The organism is Methylobacter sp. S3L5C (assembly GCF_022788635.1).
In the GTDB taxonomy this organism is placed as follows: domain Bacteria; phylum Pseudomonadota; class Gammaproteobacteria; order Methylococcales; family Methylomonadaceae; genus Methylobacter_C.
Window position 1 is genome coordinate 3,270,139 of record NZ_CP076024.1, and the last position, 24,079, is coordinate 3,294,217.

General features: G+C 40.5%; 21 protein-coding genes and 1 pseudogene. 10 read left to right on the top strand and 12 right to left on the bottom strand.

Annotation, left to right across the window (positions count from 1 at the left end; genetic code table 11):
• Positions 1-36 precede the first annotated feature (36 nt).
• The 5 genes from ggt (at position 37) to KKZ03_RS14660 (ending at position 7,243) form a co-directional block, all read left to right on the top strand.
• Positions 37-1,710, top strand: a complete 1,674-nt coding sequence (ggt, locus tag KKZ03_RS14640; protein ID WP_243217552.1) for a gamma-glutamyltransferase — start codon at positions 37-39, stop codon at positions 1,708-1,710.
• Positions 1,700-2,386: a 4'-phosphopantetheinyl transferase superfamily protein gene (locus KKZ03_RS14645; RefSeq protein ID WP_243217553.1), complete on the top strand. Its 687-nt coding sequence runs from the start codon at positions 1,700-1,702 to the stop codon at positions 2,384-2,386. The genes ggt and KKZ03_RS14645 overlap by 11 nt, the downstream gene beginning before the upstream one ends.
• A gap of 48 nt (positions 2,387-2,434) precedes the next feature.
• The gene (locus KKZ03_RS14650; RefSeq protein WP_243217554.1) at positions 2,435-2,971 is read left to right on the top strand and encodes a lipocalin family protein; all 537 of its coding nucleotides are present in this window, start codon (positions 2,435-2,437) and stop codon (positions 2,969-2,971) included.
• Positions 2,972-3,258: 287 nt separating this feature from the next.
• On the top strand, positions 3,259-3,810 hold the full coding sequence (locus KKZ03_RS14655) for a cytochrome b (RefSeq protein WP_243217555.1): 552 nt from the start codon (positions 3,259-3,261) through the stop codon (positions 3,808-3,810).
• A 325-nt stretch (positions 3,811-4,135) separates the two neighbouring features.
• Positions 4,136-7,243 carry a hypothetical protein gene (locus tag KKZ03_RS14660; RefSeq protein ID WP_243217556.1) on the top strand — a complete coding sequence of 1,036 codons (3,108 nt, stop codon included), beginning with the start codon at positions 4,136-4,138 and terminating at the stop codon, positions 7,241-7,243.
• 328 nt (positions 7,244-7,571) lie between these two features.
• On the opposite strand, the gene KKZ03_RS14665 is transcribed toward KKZ03_RS14660, so the two are convergent.
• The 3 genes from KKZ03_RS14665 to KKZ03_RS14675 all read right to left on the bottom strand — a co-directional run bounded on the left by KKZ03_RS14665 (position 7,572) and on the right by KKZ03_RS14675 (position 10,221).
• Entirely contained in the window at positions 7,572-8,837 is a 1,266-nt protein-coding gene (locus KKZ03_RS14665; RefSeq protein ID WP_243217557.1) for a DUF2254 domain-containing protein, read from the bottom strand.
• An 807-nt stretch (positions 8,838-9,644) separates the two neighbouring features.
• Positions 9,645-9,980 carry a hypothetical protein gene (locus KKZ03_RS14670; RefSeq protein ID WP_243217558.1) on the bottom strand — a complete coding sequence of 112 codons (336 nt, stop codon included), beginning with the start codon at positions 9,978-9,980 and terminating at the stop codon, positions 9,645-9,647.
• Positions 9,904-10,221 (bottom strand): hypothetical protein, encoded by a 318-nt coding sequence (locus KKZ03_RS14675; RefSeq protein WP_243217559.1) that lies wholly within the window; start codon positions 10,219-10,221, stop codon positions 9,904-9,906. Before KKZ03_RS14675 ends, KKZ03_RS14670 begins: the two co-directional genes overlap by 77 nt.
• Before the next feature lie 173 nt (positions 10,222-10,394).
• Between KKZ03_RS14675 and KKZ03_RS21830 the strand changes: the two genes are divergently transcribed.
• Entirely contained in the window at positions 10,395-10,529 is a 135-nt protein-coding gene (locus KKZ03_RS21830) for a hypothetical protein (protein ID WP_256451975.1), read from the top strand.
• A 270-nt stretch (positions 10,530-10,799) separates the two neighbouring features.
• On the opposite strand, the gene KKZ03_RS14680 is transcribed toward KKZ03_RS21830, so the two are convergent.
• The 9 genes from KKZ03_RS14680 to KKZ03_RS14720 form a co-directional block, all read right to left on the bottom strand.
• Positions 10,800-11,657, bottom strand: coding sequence for a hypothetical protein (locus tag KKZ03_RS14680; RefSeq protein WP_243217560.1), 858 nt, complete (start codon positions 11,655-11,657; stop codon positions 10,800-10,802).
• Entirely contained in the window at positions 11,654-11,923 is a 270-nt protein-coding gene (locus tag KKZ03_RS14685) for a PqqD family peptide modification chaperone (RefSeq protein ID WP_243217561.1), read from the bottom strand. Before KKZ03_RS14685 ends, KKZ03_RS14680 begins: the two co-directional genes overlap by 4 nt.
• A gap of 61 nt (positions 11,924-11,984) precedes the next feature.
• Complete coding sequence (locus tag KKZ03_RS14690; RefSeq protein ID WP_243217562.1) at positions 11,985-13,736, bottom strand: WlaTC/HtrL family glycosyltransferase; 1,752 nt, start codon at positions 13,734-13,736, stop codon at positions 11,985-11,987.
• A complete protein-coding gene (locus KKZ03_RS14695; RefSeq protein WP_243217563.1) occupies positions 13,729-14,472 on the bottom strand; it encodes a hypothetical protein in 744 nt (247 codons plus the stop codon). Before KKZ03_RS14695 ends, KKZ03_RS14690 begins: the two co-directional genes overlap by 8 nt.
• 196 nt (positions 14,473-14,668) lie before the next feature.
• Entirely contained in the window at positions 14,669-14,872 is a 204-nt protein-coding gene (gene tatA, locus KKZ03_RS14700; RefSeq protein ID WP_243217564.1) for a twin-arginine translocase TatA/TatE family subunit, read from the bottom strand.
• Between the two features lie 97 nt (positions 14,873-14,969).
• The gene (locus KKZ03_RS14705; RefSeq protein ID WP_243217565.1) at positions 14,970-15,947 is read right to left on the bottom strand and encodes a hypothetical protein; all 978 of its coding nucleotides are present in this window, start codon (positions 15,945-15,947) and stop codon (positions 14,970-14,972) included.
• Between the two features lie 97 nt (positions 15,948-16,044).
• Positions 16,045-17,316 carry a UDP-N-acetylglucosamine-transferase gene (locus tag KKZ03_RS14710; RefSeq protein WP_243217566.1) on the bottom strand — a complete coding sequence of 424 codons (1,272 nt, stop codon included), beginning with the start codon at positions 17,314-17,316 and terminating at the stop codon, positions 16,045-16,047.
• A 124-nt stretch (positions 17,317-17,440) separates the two neighbouring features.
• Positions 17,441-18,166, bottom strand: a complete 726-nt coding sequence (locus KKZ03_RS14715) for a methyltransferase domain-containing protein (protein WP_243217567.1) — start codon at positions 18,164-18,166, stop codon at positions 17,441-17,443.
• 300 nt (positions 18,167-18,466) lie between these two features.
• Positions 18,467-19,327 (bottom strand): hypothetical protein, encoded by an 861-nt coding sequence (locus tag KKZ03_RS14720; RefSeq protein ID WP_243217568.1) that lies wholly within the window; start codon positions 19,325-19,327, stop codon positions 18,467-18,469.
• A 545-nt stretch (positions 19,328-19,872) separates the two neighbouring features.
• Here KKZ03_RS14720 and KKZ03_RS14725 point away from each other — a divergent pair.
• From KKZ03_RS14725 to KKZ03_RS14735, 4 genes and pseudogenes are all read left to right on the top strand, one after another.
• On the top strand, positions 19,873-21,132 hold the full coding sequence (locus KKZ03_RS14725) for a hypothetical protein (RefSeq protein WP_243217569.1): 1,260 nt from the start codon (positions 19,873-19,875) through the stop codon (positions 21,130-21,132).
• 70 nt (positions 21,133-21,202) lie between these two features.
• The gene (locus KKZ03_RS14730; protein ID WP_243217345.1) at positions 21,203-22,603 is read left to right on the top strand and encodes a transposase; all 1,401 of its coding nucleotides are present in this window, start codon (positions 21,203-21,205) and stop codon (positions 22,601-22,603) included.
• A gap of 70 nt (positions 22,604-22,673) precedes the next feature.
• Positions 22,674-23,060: pseudogene (locus KKZ03_RS22085) on the top strand (FkbM family methyltransferase); the annotation flags it as partial.
• Entirely contained in the window at positions 23,037-24,023 is a 987-nt protein-coding gene (locus tag KKZ03_RS14735) for a WlaTC/HtrL family glycosyltransferase (protein WP_371744903.1), read from the top strand. The pseudogene KKZ03_RS22085 and the gene KKZ03_RS14735, both read left to right, overlap by 24 nt.
• Positions 24,024-24,079: the final 56 nt, after the last annotated feature.

Sequence of the window (24,079 nt, forward strand, 5' to 3'; positions counted from 1 at the left end):
CTCTTATGTATTCGCTTAATATCAATCAGGTAAAAAATGTTAAAGAAAATTTATCCAGCCATCATTTTAGTCGCTGTTTTTTGGGGCGCACCGGTTTATGCCGACGGGCAAAAAGTAGCTATTGCCAGCGCACATCCTTTGGCAACGGCGGCGGGCTTTGAGATTCTGGATAAAGGCGGCAATGTCTTTGATGCGGCGGTGGCGGTTAGCGCCGCATTAGCCGTGGTTGAGCCTACCGGTTCCGGTTTGGGTGGTGGGGGTTACTGGTTACTGCACAGAGAAAAAGACGGTTTTGAAACCCTGATTGATGGCCGTGAAAAAGCGCCCTTGGCAGCTGATAAGTCTATGTATCTGGATAAAGACGGTAAAGTCATTCCAAAGTTATCCCTCGATGGTGCTTTGGCGGCGGCTATTCCGGGTATGCCTGCGGGCTTGGTACATTTATCTGAAAAATACGGTAAGTTGCCGCTGGCGACCAGTTTGGCGCCGGCAATCCGCTATGCAAAGACAGGTTATGCTATTGGTGATCGCTATTTGAAGATGTTGAAATTTAGGGCGGAGTTACTCAAGCAATACCCCCAAACAGCGGAAATATTTCTGGATAATGGCAAGTTGCCCGAGCCTCATTCAATACTCAGACAAGCGGATTTGGCAAACACCTTAACGCAACTGGCCCAATCGGGTCGGGATGGATTTTATAGTGGCTGTATAGCCGATAAACTGGTAAACAGTGTCAAAAAAGCCGGCGGTATCTGGACAAAAGAAGACCTTGCGTCTTATCAAGTTGTCGAGCGCGAACCGATAAGAGGCAAGTATAAAGGGGTAAAAATTACCAGCGCGGCACCTTCATCCTCGGGTGGTATTGTATTGATTGAAGCCTTAAATATTTTATCGGCTTATGATTTACAAACAATAGATGAAATAAATATCAAGCATCTGATAATAGAGTCTATGAGGCGAGCTTACCATGACCGTACCTTGTATTTGGGTGATGCTGATTTTATTGATATTCCCGTTAAACGCTTGTTGAGTGATGATTATGCAGCCGGTTTGCGTAGCAGTCTTCGGACAGACAAAGCTTTGCCCAGTGAAATGCTGTCAGGCGAGATTAAGCCGCAACCGGAAGGTACCAATACCACCCATTTTTCCATTATTGATGACGAAGGCAACCGGGTTGCCGCAACGCTCAGTATTAATTATCCTTTTGGTTCAGGTTTTGTCGCCGCAGGAACTGGTGTAGTTCTGAATGATGAAATGGATGATTTTTCAAGCCTTCCCGGTGTCATGAATGGTTATGGTTTGGTAGGGGGGGATGCCAATGCCATTGCACCAGGTAAACGCATGTTGTCCAGTATGACACCGATATTTCTTGAAACCAACACTCAAGTTGCTGTGCTGGGGACACCGGGCGGCAGTCGCATTATTTCAATGGTATTGCTGGCGGCGCTGGATTTTGCCAAAGGCAACGGGCCTGATTCGTGGGTACAAGTGCCACGTTTCCATCATCAATTTATGCCGGACGTTATTGAATATGAAAAGGGCGCATTATCTGAAGCAGAGATTACCGGTTTAACTGCGAAAGGTCATCAGCTGAAAGTTGCTCGTTATCCTTACGGAGACATGCAGGCTGTGCAATTGAATAAAGCAACCAAATCACTATCTGCTGCCAGTGATAAACGCGGTGAGGGTAGGGCAGTCGTTGGGCATTAATGAAGTAGAAGTTTGGCATGGCACGGTAACTGCTGAAGATGCGAATTATCTAACTTACTGGCGAATGCTTGATGACGCCGAACAAAATCAAGCCCAAAAATTTAAACAGGTATTGCTACAACGACGCTATGTAGTGATTCATGGACGATTAAGACAGTTGTTGGGCCAAATGTTAAATCAGGCACCGGAAAAGATAAGTATAAAAAAAACCGAGTATGGTAAACCTTATCTAGCCGATTATCCTGAACTGGCGTTCAATATTTCGCACACTGCAGATAAAGTAGTGATCGCGTTAGGCTGGAACTGTCATTTAGGCATTGATATTGAGATTTGTAAACCAAGACTTAATGTATCCGGCTTGGTTAATAAATGTTTTGCTAAAGAAGAAATTGCTTATTGGAAGTTACTGCCGGAAGCTGAAAAAAATAACGCGTTTTACCGTTTTTGGACTCGTAAAGAAGCCTTTGTAAAAGCCACAGGGCAGGGCATTATTTCAGGATTACATAACTGTGTTATTAATCCTGAAAAGCCTGACGGGTTTTTAAGAGTCCCTGACTTATGTGGCAAGGCTTCGGCTTGGCATGTAGTGGATATTGAGTTGGGGGGCGGTGTTTGTAGTGCATTAGTAGCGGATAAAAAATTTTCCGTAATAAAGCTGATGGCTATTGCCGAATAAATAATGTTACTATCGGGCAGGCTACACAAAAACAGGGAAACGCATTCGATGAAAAACAAGTTAATCAGATTATTTGCCGGCTTATGTGCCATAATTTTTAGTGGTTGTGCCAGTCAAAACATGTCGCCGGTGAAACCGGTATCCGAGGTCAATCTAAACCAATTTATGGGGGACTGGTATGTCATCGCGTGTATTCCGACGATGATTGAAACCGAAGCTTTTAACGCTGTTGAATCTTATCAACTTAAAAAAGATGGCACCATCAATACCATTTTCACTTTTAAAAACGGTAGCTTTGACGGCCCTGAAAAGCGCTATAACCCACAGGGTTTTGTTGTTGATAATACCAACAACGCCGTTTGGGGTATGCAATTTATCTGGCCGATCAAATCCGAATTTATCATTGCCTACCTTGACAAGGATTACACCAGTACCATTATTGCCAGAAATGCCAGGGACTATGTCTGGATCATGGCGCGCAAACCGGTGATTAGTGACAGTGAATATCAGGAATTAACAAAAAAAGCCCAAAGTTTAGGTTATGAAACCAGTAAACTACGTAAAGTGCCGCAGAAAAACCGTTAATTTATCTTCCATGCTGGTTTAAACCTCGGCCTTTAGGCTGAATGGAGCGGCCTGCAACAAGCGAAGCGAGGTTGCTTTATCGGGAGCGGATTGGAGAGGGGATGCAGACCCCTTCCCAATCTTTGGCTTCATCCCAAAGGGATTTTTCCTCATTATTTAGCTGTTTCTAGCGGATTTTATTTGATGTTGGGCGTGTTTATGTGCGCCTTTTAAATCAAATAATTATAAATTAACAGGTTTTTTGTAAGGTAATACGTTACTCTAGCGTTTTATTTTGTAGGAGTTGGATGATGACTGTACGTAAAACCACCGACCGTTATGGATCTTTATCCATTGGGCTGCATTGGATAATGTTGCTATTGCTTATCGCCGTCTATGCATGTATTGAATTACGGGTATTTTTTCCTAAAGGCAGTGACCTTCGTACAGGATTAAAAACCTGGCATTTTATGCTGGGCTTATCGGTTTTTGTTTTAGCCTCACTGCGCTTGACTGCACGCCTTACCAACCCCGTTGATCTTATTGAATTAGCCATGCCATGGTGGAGCAAGTTTTTATCCAAATTTATGCAGATAACACTCTATATCTTCATGATTGGCATGCCGTTGGCAGGCTGGTTGCTTCTCAGTGCTGAAGGTAAGCCGATTCCCTTTTTTGGTTTGCAATTGCCTGCACTTATCGGCGAGAGTAAAGATTTGGCGGAGTTAATCAAAGATATTCATACCACCAGTGGCACCGTCGGTTATTTTCTTATAGGCTTGCATGCCTCAGCCGCCTTGTTTCATCACTACGTGTTAAAGGACAGCACGCTAACAAGAATGCTGCCAAAACGGGATTAATTTCATATTTACAGACAACACGTAAATTTATATTTAAATGCTTGCGATATTATTATCTGGTGTTGTTTGAAAAAGTCGCTGTGTAGTGTATGTTAGAGTCAAACGGTTTTTTCTTTAAAGATTGCCTGCTGCGACTCCGTCCTGAATTGAACAATGGCAAATGTTAAAGGCAAGAAACATTTCCAAAGGTTTTCAAACATTAAACTTCCACGTTATTTCGTTTACAGTTTAGACAGATACCCTTCCTGCAATGGATGGTATCTGTTTATATAGAAATTGTTTATCTGAAAATGTCAAAGCAATCAATCAGGTTAGGAGATCAATCATGACGGAAGAAAAAAAACCCGAAAATGGTGGTCTGACCACGACTATTCCGGTGACAGTAGTGCTGGCCATATTGGCCGGATTAATTTTTACAGATTCCTTGCCTTATCAAGATGAGCGACCCTCAAGCCATTCTCTGCAAACCAATTACATTGCGGCACAAGATGTGGATGCACGTTTGTGGCAAGATCCTTTTGCGGCGATAGATAGTGCAAGCGAAGAAATGAAGGCAGAAAAAATAGTCATCGTGGCGAATCCTAATGATAAAACGTTGCGACAAGATGCCATTAAACAAGTTACCAGACTTTCATCTCATTCACTGGATCAAATTTATAAAGGTAAAAAATTTGTTGCCGGAGAAGAGATCACCATTCTCGCGGTTACTCTGCCAGGTGATTCCTATCAGGAAGCTGCAGAACAACGCATGCGACGGCGTTACGCTGTACTTTCTGCTTTGGCCAATCAGGGTGTGGCACCGCAGGATGAGCAGCATATCGGCTATTTTCATCCCGATCCGGATAACGGCTTACAGAAAAAAGTTGCTTTTGAATGGTGGTCGCAACCGGATGACAAAAAACAAGTACTGCTAATTTGGGTTGATGAATCAAGTTTGCTGGGATGTCCCAATAGCAAGCTAAAGAAACTACTAAGTCAGGCAAGTCAGAAGATTAAGCAAAAAGACAGCGTATTTAATTATGCGGTTATTGGACCTAACACCTCCACCTTATTACGCGATTTGTTGAAAGAAGTTATGCTCGACAGTAATAGCACTTCAGTTGCCGAATGTGTAAATAAGCCTGATGCCAAAACTTCCGACTGGCATAAGCTGGTTTATTATTCAGCAGGAGCGACTGCTTCGGACTATCGCTTATTAAAGGCAGTTGGTATTATCCCGGAATCGTTATGCAAATCTGTCTCGGATTGTTTAAAGAGTCGAGACTTAACGCTTTATCGCACAACGGCTACCGAGCATGACATGATGGCCGTGTTGGTCGCTGAACTTGGTATCCGTAGAGTCGAGAAAAAAGATCATGTTATTGTTCTGTCTGAATGGGATACCTTTTATGGCCGTTCCATGCCGGATACTTTTAAAAATGCATGGAAGAGTTCAGAAAAGGATGAGCAACCCGTGCAAGCTTATGGTTACATGCGTGGGCTTGATGGTAAATTGCCCGATAAAGATGATAAAACCGATAGTTCGGCTGATAAAAAAGCTGATAATAAAGACAAGTCTGCGATCAATGCACAGATTGAACTACCGGAAGGGCAAAATCAGAAGGACTATTTACGCAGACTGGCGGATAACCTCCGTGATCTGGATCAGTATTTGATAAAGACTGATGCTAACAAAAAAGGTATCGCAGCAATTGGTGTATTAGGCTCTGATGTCCATGACAAACTCATGATACTGGAAGCCTTGCGTCAGTATTTCCCCCACAAATTATTTTTTACAACCGATCTTGATGCAGCATATAGCCATCCAGCCAAATGGCCGCAAACCCATAATTTACTGGTTGCTTCGGGATTTGATTTAAAGTTGCGCTCTGAATTACAGGGCAACATTCCGTCTTTTCGTGACAGTTACCAGACGGCATTTTTTCTTGCGACACAGCTGGTACTCAAGAACACAAACGATAGCGCTAACCCGATAACAATACAACCTCCTGCGCGTTTGTTCGAGATTGGACGTAGCCATTCGTTACCTTTGCCCACAGCTAATGACACCCCCGTTTTATCAGCAGACAGCTTTGACGACCGTGGAGTTAAATGTGCCTGGAATAATTGGCCAGCATGCAACAATAGTGTACAACCAAAGCTTATTGCAGCATCCCTTATAAACTTTAATTTGTCGGGTTTTTACGTGACGGTAATGATTGCTATATTGCTGGTTTTGATTAGTTGGCGAGTTAGGGAGACGGTAGCAAAAATTTTTAAATATAGTCAGTTACATCCTTACTCCACGACTACCAGTGCTATCCTGATGCTTTTTTTAGTTTATTGGTTAATACCATTTTGGTGGAATGATTACATCATTCAGCAGGATGCAGAACCATTTTACAGCCTGGAAAGCACCAGTGCCTGGCCCAGTCAGTTACTGAGGCTATTGGCTTGTCTTTTTGCCATAGGGTTTTATCGCTGGGGAGCTTTGCGAATTAAAAAAATGCAAAATGATTTACAGATTGAGGGTGGAGACACACGACGGACTTTTGCTTTACCTGACAAACCGGCATGCTTGGGGAATTGGGAAGTGCTTTTTGTTGGGAGCTGGAGATCGGAAGTTAATAACAAAGCCATGGTTTTTCCTGATGTATTATGGAAAAAATATCTGGGTTACTGTCAGCAAAAAAGATTTAGCATTTCAAGTGTCTGGTTGCGGGTGTTAATTCATGGGTTTGCCTTCTTTGCCGTTGCTTTCCTGCTCGTAAATCAGAGTGGCGCTCCAAGTGAGCCGATGCGAGGTGATTTTGCCATGTATGTTAATAAACTCATGATTTTTGTAACTGTATTTTTAACCTTGTTTCTGACTATGTGGGTAGTTGAACATGCCCGTCTTTGCGAGCAATTGATTACACATTTATCAGCAAAACCAAGCGATTGGAACGAGAATGCCAAGGATTGGGCAATTGGTGATAATAATATTGCGCCGGAATGTGTCAGAGACTGGCTGGATATCCAACTAGTGGCCATATTGACTACAACTATCCAGCCACTGATCTGGGGGCCTATGGTGTGTATTGGTTTGTTGATATTGGCACGTAGTCCGGCCCTGGATGATTGGGATATTCCGTCAGGATTGGCAATAGTACTTATTGCCATGTTGTTTTATGCCATATCGGCAGAGCTTTTTTTACAGAAAGGTGCAAAGTTAGCACGTATAAAATCGCTTGATCAGTTGTCTGCAAAAATCAGAGAGCAACGTAATCTGGAGAGTCCCAACGAGATTATTATCAAGCGTATAGAAGTAGAGATTGAACGTATCAGGGCATTGCGTGACGGAGCCTTCAGGCCTTGGTATGAATGGCCCTTATTACAATCATTTGGTGGCCTTGGCACTTTGGTATTTATACTGCAATACTTTGCAGGCGTTTGGCAAAATGGTACTTTTTAAGCCCTAAAGTAATTAAAAAAGTATTATTCCCAGCATGGAAAAAATTCTATATTATTTGATAATAGAACCTTTGTAGGCCGAGTTAGGTGTTAGCCGTAACCCGACACAACTGCTGCTCCTGTAAACTCTGCGTTTACGACATCCATGTCAATTATGGAGTAGGTATGTGGCCTTGGATGGCGGAAGGTAGAATCGCATCTTGAAAAGCGTCGAGAGCAACAACAGTAGGCTTTCTAATAGGCGCCAAGAGCAGTTTCCGTGAATAAATGCGATTGGTTTCTTCGTGTACTTAGTGGTGAATAATGGTTTTAACCCATTTCTTATATCGCTAAACACTATTGCCAAACTTTGCCAATCGCCTTACAACCTCTATATCTTCATGGATTTTTAACACACTTTCTGCTCTGGCAAGTGCCAAACGTGAGTGGCATATGGCAACATCTCTCATAACAGGATGTTCGATTGTTGCCAGGGACTCAAAAGCCTTTTGGAGTCGTGCCATCACTTCAACGGCAGCGGCTCCGTCACGAGCTATGCCGGTAAAAGCATCATCAAACATATCCCGTAAACATATTTCCGGTACTTCCACACGATCACATTCAGCTATTCGAATATTTTCATTGTCTTTAATTGGCGCACACCATAGTGCAAAAAGACGTACCAGTGTGCCAATAATATCAATGGCAGTACCGGGATCATTAACAGCCGGTGATAATGCCCGACTGCCTATTTCAGAAAGGGTGATAAGACCAAAGCGGGGATCTTCATAAAATTTTCTTTCACCACCAATTAAAAAGGCCTTTTCTATCTGACAGATATCAATATCAGTAAAATCACCCAGATCTGCTGTTACATAAGCAAGTACACGTCCGGGCGCAGCAAAAGTACCGGGCAAGCCAGCCACCGTAATTCGTATAGCCGTTTTATCGGCATATTTTTGTAATGCATTGATATCGACACGTTGGACATAGCCAATTAATGACCCGTAAACAGCACGTCCTCCCGGCACATGTGTTCCGGGAGGAACGCCATGAAGGGTAGGGGTTAAGCGTCGACGTTGCAGTGCTGCTGCAGTAGCCATCTCGACTTTATCGATAGTGCCGTTAACGCGCCCGAGGCGGGCAATACGATCTACCCAGCTGACAAAGGTAATAATCACTATCGCAAACATTGATAATGTTAAAACAAATAATACGAAACGACCGGCTTTATCGTAATAGCTGTTTTGTAAGGCAATCAGCGCGACAATACTAAAGATAAACGAGCCAATAAAGGTCGAAAGCGCATTCTGGGAAACATCGTCAGCGATAACAAGCGAAAGTGCACGTGGCGTAGCGGTACTACTTGCGGAAGCATAAGCGGAGACCATCGATCCAACCGCAAAAGTCGCTATTACCAACATGCTTGACGCAATAATATTAAGCAGGGTTTCTATTGAAGATAAGGTAATCAGCGGAACTATCTGGCCAATTTCGGTAACATCCACCATTTTCGCAAGAAATACCGAAGCGGTAGATAACAGGCACATTGCCAGTGGCTTGATCCATAGTCGCTCCTTGATACGATTTAGAAAAAATCTTAATCGATCAACCATTACTTAACTCCTTGATAAATTGGTCGTTGTTTTGTGCGCATTTTTTGCAGTTCCTGTAGGCGGTAGTAATAACAGTAAAAATAAATTTTTTATCATCTGATAATAGATGCTAAGTACTAATGCTATATAAACCAACAACGTAATAATATAGTTTGCTTTTTGCTTAATGTTTTTATGCCAAGTGACAAATAGCAACGATAGGGCAGGGAATGGTAATGCATTATAAGCAGAACAGGAAAGGGTATTTTTAATTAACTTAAATCCTGATTCATATTGGCAACTATTCCTCAGTTTAACTCTCTGTTGTTACTGTTTTAAGGGTAAGAAAAAAGTTTCCGGCTAGTTATAAGCGCCCGCCGGAAACGCTACCATGCGCTACGCCCTTCGACAAACTCTGGACAGGCTTGGGTAGCCTTATTCCAGCCTACGGCTAATGCTTGCTGTCAATAAACTCCCCGAAATCAAGAGTTAAAAACTTGAAAATTATATGTTTAATATAATTCCTGGTTTTCTAGAGGTAACTATTTATAAATAACACATCAATAATTTATATTATTAGATAATAGAATCTTTTGTCAAAAAATTTAATGTTACCTATTTTTTCTTGCTATGAATATAGATAAAGAGACTTTTGGAAAAAATAACCTGCTTTGTCCTGTTTTAAAAAAACAGCAAGTAGATACAAGAGCAATTATTCCCTTGCACTTTTAAGAAGGGAAGGTGGCCATAAGGAAATTTTACCAATAAATATCTTTTAACTCGATCTTCAAATTAATGGTTGATTTCCTCGGTATCTCCACAGTGCGACTATTCCTGGCAAAGGCAGGGGGGCTTATCTTCAAAACTGGGTGATATTTTAATGGTCAGTAAACTAAAAGTATCGGTACCATGATCGGCTTCCAACTCTAACGCTTTAGTATCGTTGTGTTTCCAATATAAGACCGGATGGTTGCCTCTAAAATCGTAGGTCAAGATGGGTTGCAAAGTTGCCGTATCCTGACCCGGACTTTGCGGTGCAATAATATGTAACGCTTTACCAATGGCTTCGGTGTAATTTTTATGCCTTTTAATACGGACAATTAAAGCGCCCAGAAAACCAAAGATATCGGCGTAAGGCACCGAAGCCGGTGGCGTTATCAACACCAGCGCTTTTGGGGCCGTCACGAAGCACACGTTTAAAAGCAAAAATGGCATCGGTATAGTTTTGCGCGGCATCTTCGAGCTTAAGGCTATAATCGAACCAATCAAAACCGGTCTTTACCTGCGTCAAATCGGCAGGCGTTATTTCCAAAATGGTGACGTAATTAGTCAAATGATTGCTTAAATGTTGCAGTAGCGCACGTTTACCGGCGTCGCTGCGAGGAATTGTCGTCGCGTTGGGCATGGTAGGTATTTTATAATGAAGAATAAGTATCTAGTAAAATTATCAGCGGATAAATAATGCGCTAATTGCCACTAAAAAACACTATTTTTTTTAGAAAAAAATCATTTTGGGTAAAGTGTCAGAGTAAAACCCACGAGATAAATGCTTTTTGTCTTAAGAAACCGGCGTACCACGTGACGGTACGCACGTATCACATCGTGGTATCGGCGTATCATGTGAAGATTATCGGTTTTTATGTGGCTATTGCCAGCAGCTATGTTGATACTGACCTGATCAAGGACAATGCCATTAAATCCCTAAAAGAATGATGGTGATATTTAGGGCAATTCTCCGTAAAACCTACCCGGCTGTGTTAGGCAAATCACAATAAATAAGCCCCCAATTTATAGCCTTCACATACTTAACTTAATGGCAGTGACAATACCCGGCACCTTGATAATTTGGAGTACAAACCTGGGTTTGTATTCCAGCCTTTAGGCAACACGCAATAATAGTCTCCACACCCTTCATTACTACTGAAACGGAAGTTCAGGATCTCTATATCCAGCTATTGGTACAAAAATGAGCAAGGGGTCATGTTATTCCACTGCATTTAATTTCGAAAATAACTGATTAAAAGACCCAAGCTGCTCAAAACCACCATACACTAACTCGTAAGAATTAAGCCCCCGAATTATTTTACCCACTTGATCCAAACCGCCTTGTCTGAGGTTGTTATTATTCAATAAGGCTTCTACTAAATGAAATGCTGCTAATCCTGCCCGGATTGGCTTAAGTGACAGGCTCGCTGCTGTCTCAAAGTTTGTAACAAATAATAATTTTGGAACAACAGGATTATTCGTTAAGCGCCAATCTGGCATAAGATCAGCTGGCGAAAGTAAGGTTTTCTCTGAGTCTTTAAAAAAGACATTTTCTGATAATTCTTGTTCGCAAAATGGTAATTCCCAGCCATCTCTAAACCAAAAAGGGATAGCAAAAGCCTGACAACTTTGGCCATCAGCCGTTATGAAAACTAATTGATCACCATGATATGACCAGCCCGACAATAGTAGCGAAGCCGCCAAAGATGTTTTACCGGAACCGGATCGACCAATGATAATTGCTCCTTTGCCATTAATAGATACAAGTGCTCCACGTATTAACAGCCCTTGTGTGCACAATTTTGACCATCGTTTTATCATGGCCTCAATGAGGATGCTCAACCCAAGAGACTGATTATTTCCTCTATAAAGGTAGGTATTATCATTAAAAATTGTAAATTCCAGACCATTGGTATTAGTGTGTAGACGAAATACCGAAGCAGGGATTAACACATTTGAATAAGGCAACCCCTGGCAAAGTAAAGCTACTAAAAAAGCTGATTTTTTATCAGCCCATTCCAAGGCCAAAGCATGCCCACCAATCTCAATAGATCGGCATCCCCTTTCCTTACTCATATAAGACGAATGACGCCATGTTGAAACAATACCTCTAGTGTACTAAGTACATCGTACTTTAAATCGATTACCTCTGGATAAGCCGCAGATAATAATGAAATGATATCGCCAACGGTATTTTTTTGGTCTATTAATTGCCAAATTAAAGAAGCAGATTCATTTAAATAAATAGCTTGTGAATTGGTAGCAGAATACAACACAATTTCACCATCGATATTCTCTTCAAAGCAACCGTAATCACGCATGGGAATTAAGTTTAACTGCATAATTTAACTCCTGACAAATAATTCATATCTGCTGTATTTTCCCTTGCTGATTGTAGATTGCTCATGACTCCACGCGCTCGCCCGATTCATAGTGGAATTCACGTTGATGATCAATTGGTGAAGCCAGTAGCACCGCTGGTCTTAAGCGCCCCGCATGCGTTTCCTGGAACATATGCGACATCCACGTTTGTTCATACGGGAAAGCCCATTTCGTTTCGATAAACATTTTATGGTTACCCTTGCGTCCGACAATTTGGGGCCAATTAGAGTAGTATACTTCTCCTGAACCATAAGCGAGTCCGTCCAGGGTCGCTATTTTATTGAAAATAACGGGGGGGATATCTTCAGCTAATCCTAGCTCGGGTAACTTTGACTGTTGTGGCCAAATATTTTTCCGAACATGATCCGGCACATTATACCAAGCCCATTGGTCAGAGTTGATCCCGTAAAACTCGGAAAAACTGAGTTTTATAAAATCAAAATTTTCTTTCTGCATTATTTTAAGCAACTTATCATATAGCCCATCCACCCAAGTACTAAAACCCGCGCGGCAAACCGGTAAGTTTGGACTTCCCAACATCATGTCGTCTTCTAAAAAAAACATGTAATCATGCATGCTGGCTTCAAATAATTCAGCGGCTAACTGACGCCCACCACAGATGCCAATATTACCTTTCGCAGGGAGTAATTGAATAAAATCATTTGCTTGACAGATCTTGCCATTTTCTTGCAATGCATCTTCACGGGTGCTGTTGTCAATTATGTAAACTTTGCTTTTACGGAAAAAATCTGATTGTTGCTGCCAACTATCAATGAGCATTTGTAGCTGTCGAGGCTGATTAAAAGTAAGTATGTAACAAGCTGTTGATAAATCCTTGCAGTCTCGTTGCTGTGTAAAATTGTGTTGTGAGTCTTTTGCTGGCGAATTTACAGGAACTTTAGCAATGCCAGGTACCAGGTTTTCTGTTCGAATCAAGGGTACATTACCGCTATCTAAAGCCTCAAACAAAGGTCCGATCAAGCCGTTGTCGGCAATTTCAAAGCGATCATAGTGCTCAGGCTTAAGATAACTCATAATTGAAAAAATACTTTCTTCCGTCCCCATTTCATCTTGAGCAAAGCTCTGTTCAAGAAGGCGATAGTAAAGCGCATTAGCTTGTGCAATATATTTACGAGAACCACCAAAGACCCCACCACGAGCCACTCTTCTAATATAGTCGGTATTGGCTAATTTGGCCATTGCATCGCGCTCGAAACCATGTATTTCAGTTGAGCCAATGTATGGAAAACACACAAAAAGAAATCTCTCAAGCAGTGATGTAATTCGACTAATCCAATGTGGAGCATCGAGATATCCACCACAAGTGCGTTCCAAACCGGCATCAATCCAGAGATAACGATCTGAGCCAAAAGGATTAAGAAGTTGCTGATCATTTAGCATTCCCATCTTGCTCATCACTACTGGATTATAAAGCTCTAAGTTTGCTTGCGGACTTTCTGCAAGCCAACCGGCTCTTTCTCTCCACTTAGGATCAAGTCTGATACGCTGAATGTCAGCATAAAAAGGGAATTGGGTACGAAAATAGTCTAAATCGCGAATAATTACACGGGTTTGTTTTGGATCCCTGTGTCGCCATACGAAATCTTCATACCGGGGTTCTATATAAACGCACATTTGAGCATCCAGGGCTAATATACGCTCAAAGCTGATAAGATATTCTTCAAAAGGTCTTTGCTGATAATCAGCCAACTGATCAATTTTTTGACCACGTCCAATATCAAACAATCCTGTCACTAATGTTATATCATTCATATGTTTTAATATAAGTTGTTTCGACAGGAACGACTCCTTTACGAACGGCCTCAAAGAACGCCCCCTCCAAACCATTTGATTGCAGGATGTATCGAGTAAAATATTCCGGCATACTCTGACAAAGCGTCGCAATAAGAGATGAAAAGGTTGGCATTAAACCTTGTTTAATGGAAAGTGCATAGGCATTCCAGTAAGCATTATTTATTGCCGAAAGCACTGAAGCGTCCGCACCAAAAAGCTTGCTAGAAATGCTTTCGTTTATATCAAGATTAGGTTGTTGCAGAATTAGCATCTTTTCGAGCAAAGGCCCCATCAGGCTTAAGCCTCTCTGACTATGAAGGTAACTTGGGTTTATTTCATCCAGCAGAGTGGGATCAATCCATATAAACCGCTCAGATCCAAATGGATTAAATATCGATTCATCATTTAGCCACCCCAAAGAACGTAAGCGAATAAGGGTAATCATCAACTCCTCTGTTTTTATATGTAAACTCTTTCCTAGAGCAAAAAAATCATCATAGAGCCATAAGCCTTGTGTTAAAACATCTATGTTCATTGGACGTATAACATGTCGAGAAGGGTCAAAATTAGTATCCAAAATCGCCATAAGTTCCGGTTCCATATACAAAACTAACGGAATTTTAGTGTCGAGTAGCAACTGAAGCAAGTCTTTCCATTGTTCATCATGCCTGTCACGATCAAGAGATGGGAGTAATGCGCTTATTAATGTGATCATTAAAAGTCCTATGGTGTCTCAATCAGAAGTAGAGTCGGCGTTGCTGTGAAGTTTGGATAAGCAGAGCAGGGATTTCTAAAGGTAAAGAATCAGCATACAAGGATAAAATCAATAACAGACTGTACCCAAACATTTGGAATCAGGCCGACATTGACAAAAGCACCTGACCTGCTAATAATTTGTTAAATTTACTATGTTAGTGAGAATTGGTAGAAGGTTTTTCAGGCTTGATATCTTCCTCGGGTAACTTTTCAGACTCAGTATCGTCAAGAATTTCTTTCTTGAAACCTTTTAAAGCAGCAGCCAAGTCAGAACCTGCATTTCTTAGTTTTTTAGTTCCAAATAAGAGAAAAACCAGTAGAAGCACAATTACCCAATGCCATATTGAAATAAAACCCATTATGTTCGCCTTTTAAAAATTAAATTGTAATAAAAATTGTCTGTAATCAAGGTAAGTAATTCATGATATTTCATGAGTTTATGATTTCATCGACTTTTTAGCCCGCTGTTTTCTTTTTTGGAGTCGGCGTAACTTTTGCCGGTCGAGTCGAAGTTGGAGTCGGCGTAACTTTTACAGGTCGAGTCGGGGTTGGAGTCGGCGTAACTTTTGCGGATCGAGTCTTTGTTGGAGTCGGCGTAACTTTTGCCGGTCGTGTCGGCGTCGGAGTCGGAGTCGGCGTAACGGCGGCAGTTCTTGTTAGCGTTGGTGTTGGCGTAACGGCGGCAGTTCTTGTTAGCGTTGGTGTTGGCGTAGCGGCGGCGGTTCCTGTCAGTGTTGGCGTCGGTGTTGCGGCGGCGGTTCCTGTTAGTGTTGGCGTCGGTGTTGCGGCGGCAGTTCCTGTCAGCGTTGGCGTTGGTGTTGCGGCGGCGGTTCCTGTCAGTGTTGGCGTCGGTGTAACGGCGACTACGGCGGATGCTGTATTAGTCTGAGTCAGAGTCGGTGTTGGTGTTGGTGTAGCTTGGATTCCAGTCGGCGTAACGGTGGCGGTTGCTGTCTTGGTTACGGCCGGAGTTCGGGTCTTAGTTTGAGTCTTAGTTTGGGTCAGAGTCGCTGTCGGAGTAGCTGCAACTATTGTTTTAGTCGGCGTTGGAGTAGCTGCTGCGGTTCCTGTCAGCGTTGGCGTCGGTGTAACGACGGCTACAGTGGATGCTGTGTTGGTCTGAGTTTGAGTCAGCGTTGGCGTCGGTGTAAAGGTAGACGTTGGCGTCGGAGTCGGAGTCGAAGTTGGTGTCGCAGTCGGGTAGTTGGTCGCAGTCGCAGTCGCAGTCGGGTAATTAGCTCCGCTTGGGCTGGGAGTCGCTGTAATATCTGCATACGATGGAACAAACACAAAATCAATAACAGGCTTTACCCAAGCATTGGGAATCAGACCGACTTTAACAAGAGCACCTGTAGAAACAATCCCAAGTGCTTTTATAAGTCTTCGTCTACCAGCATTAACTTTTGAAAGAGCGTCTTTATCGTTCTTTTTCATCTAAAAGTTCCATTGTCCCATAAATTATAAGCGACCCTAATTTTAAAATCATAAATACAAAAAAACATCAATTTTAATAAAATTTACCAAACCTTAATTAAGGTAGCTCTCCGTGAATTGCTGTACACCAGTCTTTACTCTTACTATGTGGCCAGACAACCCATCGCTTGGGTTTTATTTTAGTTTCAAACTCTCTCCATATTTTACAGTATCGGTCTGGATCATTTTTCATAGTAGTGATCTCAGCTTCATCTGCGTCTTGTCTATACAGATCATTGTTATGCTCATCTTTGAAAACTACACACCAGAAATCATAATCTGATTCAGGAACTTGATCATAGCCAATATCGATACAATGCTTAAATATGCTCAATAAGGAGATTTCCCATTGGTCTTCTGGAACTGATGTATTTGGAGGCTCTTTATGATCTAAGGTCTCCTGTTGAATAGCTCTGTGCTCAAAGCTTATGCCGGCATATTTTTCATAGTCATGCAGTGTCCTGGTACTACCAAATCCATACTTTGGATTTAATGTCCCCACTTGTCCATCCATTCTGAAGAGAATTCTATTAAGATGATGAGAATGTTGATTTTTTTCTCCCCAAGAACTAACATCATCCCAATGTTTTGCTCTGCCATTTCTGGTATATTCATGCCAGCAAATAATTATATTGGGATGAAATAGATCATATCCATGCGTAAAAGCTCTCACAGTGATACTAATTTCCTCACCATGAAAATAGTAATCTGGATCATGCTGTACTTCTAGCGCGAACTGGCCTAATGTAAATGCGAAGTGCGCACTATAAAATCTACTCCTGACAGGCTTTTCATTACCATCAAAGTCATCAAATTGAGCAGGCAAAAAGAATATAGCCCCTTCCGGAATAAATCTGTCAAAGTTCATTTTCCATAATTCATTAATCCTGCCTGCCGGATCATTGTTAGGGTCATAACTGGGCATATATCCTGTAATTAGGGGCTTTGGATAGCCTTCTGATTGTAAATTTATTAGCATGTTAATCAGAATTTCATCCCAATCAGGAGAAAATCTATGGTGAGAATCTATCTGTAGCGTATAGTCTTCTCCCTGATATTGTTGTTGCACTTGATTTCTCGCCCAGCAACAGCCCTTAGACTCTAAAAAGTTAATATCGATAATTCTAAATCTGTCATCGTTGATATAGTTATCTAAATTATCCCATTTATCCATAATATTATGCTGCCAGGCAATCCCTATCCGCAATTCTTCCGGATATTTTGCATTAGACAATAGACTCGCCAAGGTATTATTTAACTCTGGATCTCTATACGCAGCTATCTGAATGAAAATAGTCTTATTACTTTTATTTTCTGGAAAAATTATCATAGATATCTAAATATTTATGTTTTTTAAGCTAAGTGTTGCATAGGAGTTTAAAAAAATTGCGGTGACAATGTTGCCTAATTCGATTGATGAAGTAATTTCACAATGTAATTCCGGGATTTGCATATTACAAATTTGTCCGGGTTATTACATCATCATGAATATTCATCCCAACTGCTTTTGCAATTTTATAACCTTTGTTAACATCAAAACTTTTATCATCTGTTGCACTAAAAAACTCCAAGTAATCAACGCTTTCTTTGCCATAGACAAAATTACCCACCAAAATATCTTTGGCATAGACTGTGTACATCTTAGGCATCAAAGCCATCAATGAACTTGCCGGTATGCCGATCAGATGTTCTTCCAGATCGCCTTCTTCTAAATTCCCTTGAGGCATAAAAAACATTGGCGTGCTAAGACAAAGAAATGATTCGTTATCTAGTGAGCAAAGGAGTGTTTTAAGTAACAAATAGGCAGATTTAACATCCAAATGTTCGATAACATCAAATAAGCAAATTAAGTCATAACCTTTAAGCTGATCAGCAGTTAATTCTTGAGCATAACCATGAAAGATATTTCTATAATATCTTTCCTTAAATAATAATTTGTTGTAACAAGTGGTTAGATGGCCGTCAATCCCGTCTACTTCCCAATGAGAAGTCTCTGGATTGGATTTTATAACTTGACCAAGATGGCCTGTTCCAAAACCTATATCTAATACCTTCACAGGTTTTTTGTTATTGAAGATACGGTAAACCAACTCTTTATAAGCCACGCCACCACCAAAGAAACTAAATTCGCCTGGCGGGATGTCACCTATAATTTCATAGTTTTTTACAAACTGATGCATATAATTATTTTCCAGATGACTTTATATAGTTATCATTTTTATGCTAACTCATTGATGCAGTTATATAAAAATAGAGTCTCTTCCAATAGGGAATGAGCCTGAAATTGGACGCAAATAATACTGGAAAGACCGTTATTGTCAAGTAAAACAAGTTTTTTTGTAAAGTACATTATTATTGGAAGTTTAACTTCTGAAAGTTGATAATAAAACGGTAGCGACTTCAAACCAAATAGGTCATTCATCTTAACGGCATTTGACCTACCTCTGCCACCAAATTGACTTTGATAAAAATTGTTAATCCTAACAATCATTATATTTTTTAATTAAGTTATAAAGCCTTATATCGTCTTGGTTGTTATCTATAATAAAGTCAATAATCTTTTTTGGGGCATTGTAATAAAGTCCATATATTTTTTTAATATTATTAATTTCAGGCTCACCACCTAAGGCTTTTAAGTTTCCGGACATATCAATTGGTATCCCAGTTTTATTAAAAGCGGCCTGCAAACTTCTATTGTAATTGCAATATAATGCAATGTTTATTTTCCTGCTATTGTAAATTGCCAAGCCCAAGTCTGGTTTTTGATAGGGATCCAAGTACTTGGATCCTTGAAGAATATGGGTCATACAATTTCTGAGATAGAAGTTTTCATGCACTTGGAATCCTGATATTGGGTACTCCTTAATTAAAATTTCATAAATATTATCCCAATATTCGCGAGATAGTTTTTCGCTCTCAATTAAATAAGAACCAAATTTGACCATTCCATTAATTATCGTTGAAAATTGGGCTATATTAGAAATTGTTCTCTCTACGGGATGCCTTAAAACACAGATATAATTAAATTTATAATCGGGAAACATATCGTGGAGGCTACTTGTTGTATGGCCAAACAACATTTTTGCCTGTTGAAAGTGTGGACTTATATTGAACTCATGAGTTAAAGGTTTATTTTTGAATATTCCTTCAATAAGGCATTTATTTCCATAGCTTCTTTTTGTACATAAATTATCATCATAAAATCTTGAGTCGTCCAAACCTGAAAAAGAAAGGAAATAATTTCTTCTTATCTTCTTGAGTTGATCGTAGAAGAAATACTCCATTGCACCCCCACCCGTTTTTGGGGTATGTATAAATACAACTTTCTCTCTTTGTATCATTTGAATTTTCTGATCCTGTCTTAAAAATAGCCTCTGTTTTCTAACGATTTTCGGGCTTTATGTCCCAAAAAATAGTAAAAATAACGCTGTCACTCTTAGTACTTACGGTTTTACGAGCGTATACAGGTATCTCGGATCTCGTTGTTGACAATTATTATTTTGCGTTAAACAGAACTATTTAAACCTATGCCTTTAATCGCAAAGGAGAGCTTAAAAAAAATCTTTAAATCTGGCTGATTTTGCAATTATCAGTCCAGCTTGGAATTGTATGGTTTAATTATGTCATGTTATAATATAAAAAAAATAGTTAATTTTTTTATATTTAATTATAAAAAAATGAAACCATTAAGTATCTGCTCTAAATATCACGGTAAACAATAGTTTGGAAGGTTTTTGTAACTGTATGTTTTTAAAAAATTTAAAGTTGTTGATTTTTAGAAAGTCATTTTTAGAAAGCCATCCGTTTTACGGACTGTCATTTCATAAAAACTGTCTAAACTACTGCTATAAAAAGCCATCGAATCCACTTTTTTGATCTGCCGTAAATGTATAACCTTCACTGCCTTTTAACTGCCTTAAAAAAGCTTAAAATTTCATTGCCCTCTTTAACCAGTGGTAGTCAATCAATATTCAGGAAAAAACCACAAATTGCCCTTGTAACATGTATGTATAACGGGCTTTCTGGCACAAAATATGGGGGGCGGCTCAATCGTGACAGCTTTTATCGAGACTCCTTGTTAACAATCGCTACTAACGGACTTCCTGTCTATTGCTTTGTATCTAAAAGTGAATTTGATAAGATCAAATCGACACACCTCGGCACTATGCCAAATATCAAATGGATATTTTTGGAAATAAGTGACATTCCGTTCAGCAGTGACATTCAGAGTATCAAAGCAACATTTCCAGAGGCCTATACCGGATTTGAATGGCAACAACGTTGCGTCGAAATTATGTGGGGTAAATTTTACATGTTGAGACGTATTCTTCAAGAACACCCAAAAATTGATTGTGCCTATTGGATTGATGCCGGTCTTGCCCATGCCGGAATTATATCTCCCAAATATACCAGTGATGAAGCTTTAAATGCTGGACGCAGACACGATTTTATCAGCGCTTTTCCGTCGATACTTTTCACTCGGATAACAAAATTTGTGGATGGCCGAATTCTTGGCATTAAAACTACCATACCTCACCAACGTGTAATACCGGAAAAATTCAATAATAACCCTTACAAAAACTCGAATAGTCTGATAGGTGGCCTGTTTGGAGGCCTAAGGAATCCTGTTTTAAAGCTTTGTGATCTTTTTGATCAAAAGTGCATTCAGATATTGCACAACAACCAGCTTTACTTCGAAGAAAGTATCCTGACAGCTATGTATGCAGACCATCCGGAGCTGTTTAAATCCTTTACTTTTGACTCTTGGTATCATGAAGGATGGACGGATTTTTATAACCCTAAACAAATCAATTTCAGCCAGTTTTTCGATCAAATGTTACAAAACCCGAAACCTGGATATTCACTTAATTGTCCCGGTAATAATTCAGCCACCGAATCTACATTAAATTATCCTAAAAATAAAAAAGAGAAAGACATGAAAACAGATCAAAATGTATTCGATATTACTCTGCATAATATGGGCTTATCGGATAAGCCACCTTTTTTTCTTGTTATCGGAGCAATGGATGGCGTGTCTTTCGATGATTTTAATCCCTATTTAAAAGCTTATAAATGGTCAGGGTTATTTGTTGAGCCAATCCCTGAGCAATTTAGGAGACTTAAACTCAATGTTCAAGTTTTTTAGCTTAGAAAAACAGCAGGAAAACGGGTAAGCCAATCAGTGCTAGAATTGGACGTATTTCAACAATATGTTGATGAACGAGCCTGCGCAGTTTATAAAAACTTTTGTCACCGATTTAGATGCGGCTCTGAGAAAGCTAAAGCCCACCGCTAAACTGACGCCACTACAAAAGATTTGGTTGGGATTTTGTTTGACGGGAATATTACTGACCAATTCGGTGTGCTGGGCGAAGTTCGAGCGTGCGAGCTTGGGAGAACGCAAGATTGCCGCACTTTCGTGGATGTTTCGCGAAGCAAAAGTAGCCTGGGATTATTTGCTTTTGGCGAGTGTGACATTGGTTTTGAAACGGCACGGGATTACAGAAGGTGTACTGGTCCTCGATGAATCGGATCGGGCACGCTCAAAGCGAACCAAGCGAATTTATGGCGTTCATAAGCAAAAACACAAGGTTTCAGGGGGCTATGTCAACGGACAGACGGTGGTTTTATTATTGCTGGTGACGCAGACCGTCACGCTTCCGGTAGGCTTTGCTTTTTACAGGCCTGATCCGGCGCTAACGGCATGGAGTAAGGAAGATAAACGCTTGAAAAAAGCGGGCATGGCGAAAAAAGATCGCCCTGTTCAGCCTATGCGCGATAGTCGGTATCCAACAAAAACGCAACTTGCTTTACGACTGCTGCAAGCTTTTAAGGATGCCCATGGTGATATCAAAATCAAAGCCGTGTTGGCTGATGCCTTGTACGGCGAAGCGGGTTTTATGGATACCGCTTCACGGATATTTGATATTAACCAAGTTATCAGCCAGTTACGCGAGAACCAGATCATTGAATATCGAAGCAAGAAAAGGAATTTGAAGGACTATTTCAATACCATCAACAACGGCGTAGAAGTGACTTTGCGGGTGCGTGGCGGTGAAGAGGTTAAAGCGACCGTGAGCAGTGCTCGATTAAAAGTGCTTGCGCATGGCAAGAAACGCTTAGTCGTTGCCCTGAAATATGAAGGCGAAAGCGATTACCGCTATTTAGTGGCCACCAATATGACGTGGCGCACCATGGATATTATTCAAGCCTACACATTGAGATGGCTTGTAGAGGTTTTCTTTGAGGACTGGAAGCTTTATGAAGGATGGGGGCGTGAGGCCAAACAATTGGATGAAGAGGGATCAAGCCGTGGCCTGATTCTGAGTCTGTTGCTTGACCATTGCCTTCTCCTTCACCCAGAGCAGATGGCCCGTATAGAAAACAAACTGCCCGCGTATACCGTAGGTAGCCTGCAAAGAAAGTCTCAAATGGATGTGCTGCTCGAATTTATCAAAACATTGCTGGAGCACCAGAATCCAGCAGAGAAACTTAAAGAATTGGCTGTACTTGTTGACGATATTTTTCAGTTAATGCCTTCCGGCAAGCATATGGTTGGCAGAGATTTAGGCCGACTGGAACCCACGACTTCGCTACAGTACCGTGCCGCTGGATGATTTGCCAAAAATAAGAATGTAAAGAATTTAAAAACTTGAACATCGAGTTAAAGAAAATCTTTTAACTCTCGGTTGTAGTCCTGATAGCAACTATGAAAACAGTGCAATAGCTGAGCATGATGGCACGATCAAAATGCTGACCATTAATCAACAAGCGATTGATACGGGTAAGGTTCATAGTTGCTTTGGCGGTATGTCATCGATCTATCCTCCCCGTAATGGACTGAGTTCCGAAGGAGACGCAAAGACCGTAGAGCTTTATGGCGAAATGATTGAGGTCAACTGTATTACTCTGAATACCCTTCTATCACGACATAACCTAGAAGCTCTTGATATTATTTGTATCGATGCCGAAGGCTGGGATTACAAAATCCTGCGCCAACTTGACTTTTCCATCTGGCGACCAAAGCTTATCCGGTGCGAATATATCAATTTGGATGAAGAGGAAAAAAAAGCGCTATTAGAGATTTTTATAAATAATGATTATGTATACCATATAGGTTGCATGGATATTGATGCGGTAACTGTTGAGCATTGGAATTTGATTTCAAATAGCACATTACCAATTCAGCCCACAGAAACAAATATCAACCTTACTGAAAAGAACATAACTCTTGTAACTTCGGTATTGCAAACATCAATTGAGCATTCACTGTCTCACCCTAATATTTTATACGAAAAAGTTAAATCATTACTGAAGCCACTCGAATCTAGCATTCCTGTTCTTATTTATAGCTCTCCTGGCCCGGCAATGTTGGCTATAAAAGAAAGAAATGCAAATAGCACGTACTTAATCACAAAAGAGATAACCGAGCTTAAAGACCAAGCCCTCTACACTAACTTTCTTCAATCGATAAAATCAGATTCGAAGTCGGATTCTGGTAAATCTAAAGCAGAAAATATAGCCGTTATTAATTTTGCAGAAGTGTCAAAGATGTTTCTTTTGAACGATGCCACTCTTTTTAATCCATTTAATACAGAGCTTTTTTTATGGGTCGACATTGAAATGCTTCCTGAAATAGTGTCTTCTCTGGAATCTCAAAACAAAATTTTGTCCAGCACGCTTAATGATATTGCTAACGATGCAAGATTATTTTTACCCTCTATTACACCTAATAAATCTGATATTGAGAATCTTGATCTTGCCAGCCAGTTATGGCTAGGCCACGATGCTTCAGATCTAAAACATAAAGCAACAGGCTCTATATTCGGGGGGTGCAAATCAGTAATTAACAGTTTTAATGCAATTTATTATAATTGCATTAACCGTTTATTGGACAATAAAATTAAATGTTCTGCCTCAACAGTACTAACACTGTCATCCTGCTCTCATCAGGACCTATGTAATATAAATAAAAAAATTGCAATTAAAGAACAAATATTAAGCAGTTGCAAGCGATTGTTAAAGACAAAAGAATAAATCAAGGCTTAAAGCAGATTGTAGTTGATATCATTGGGTATATGGGTATCAGTCAA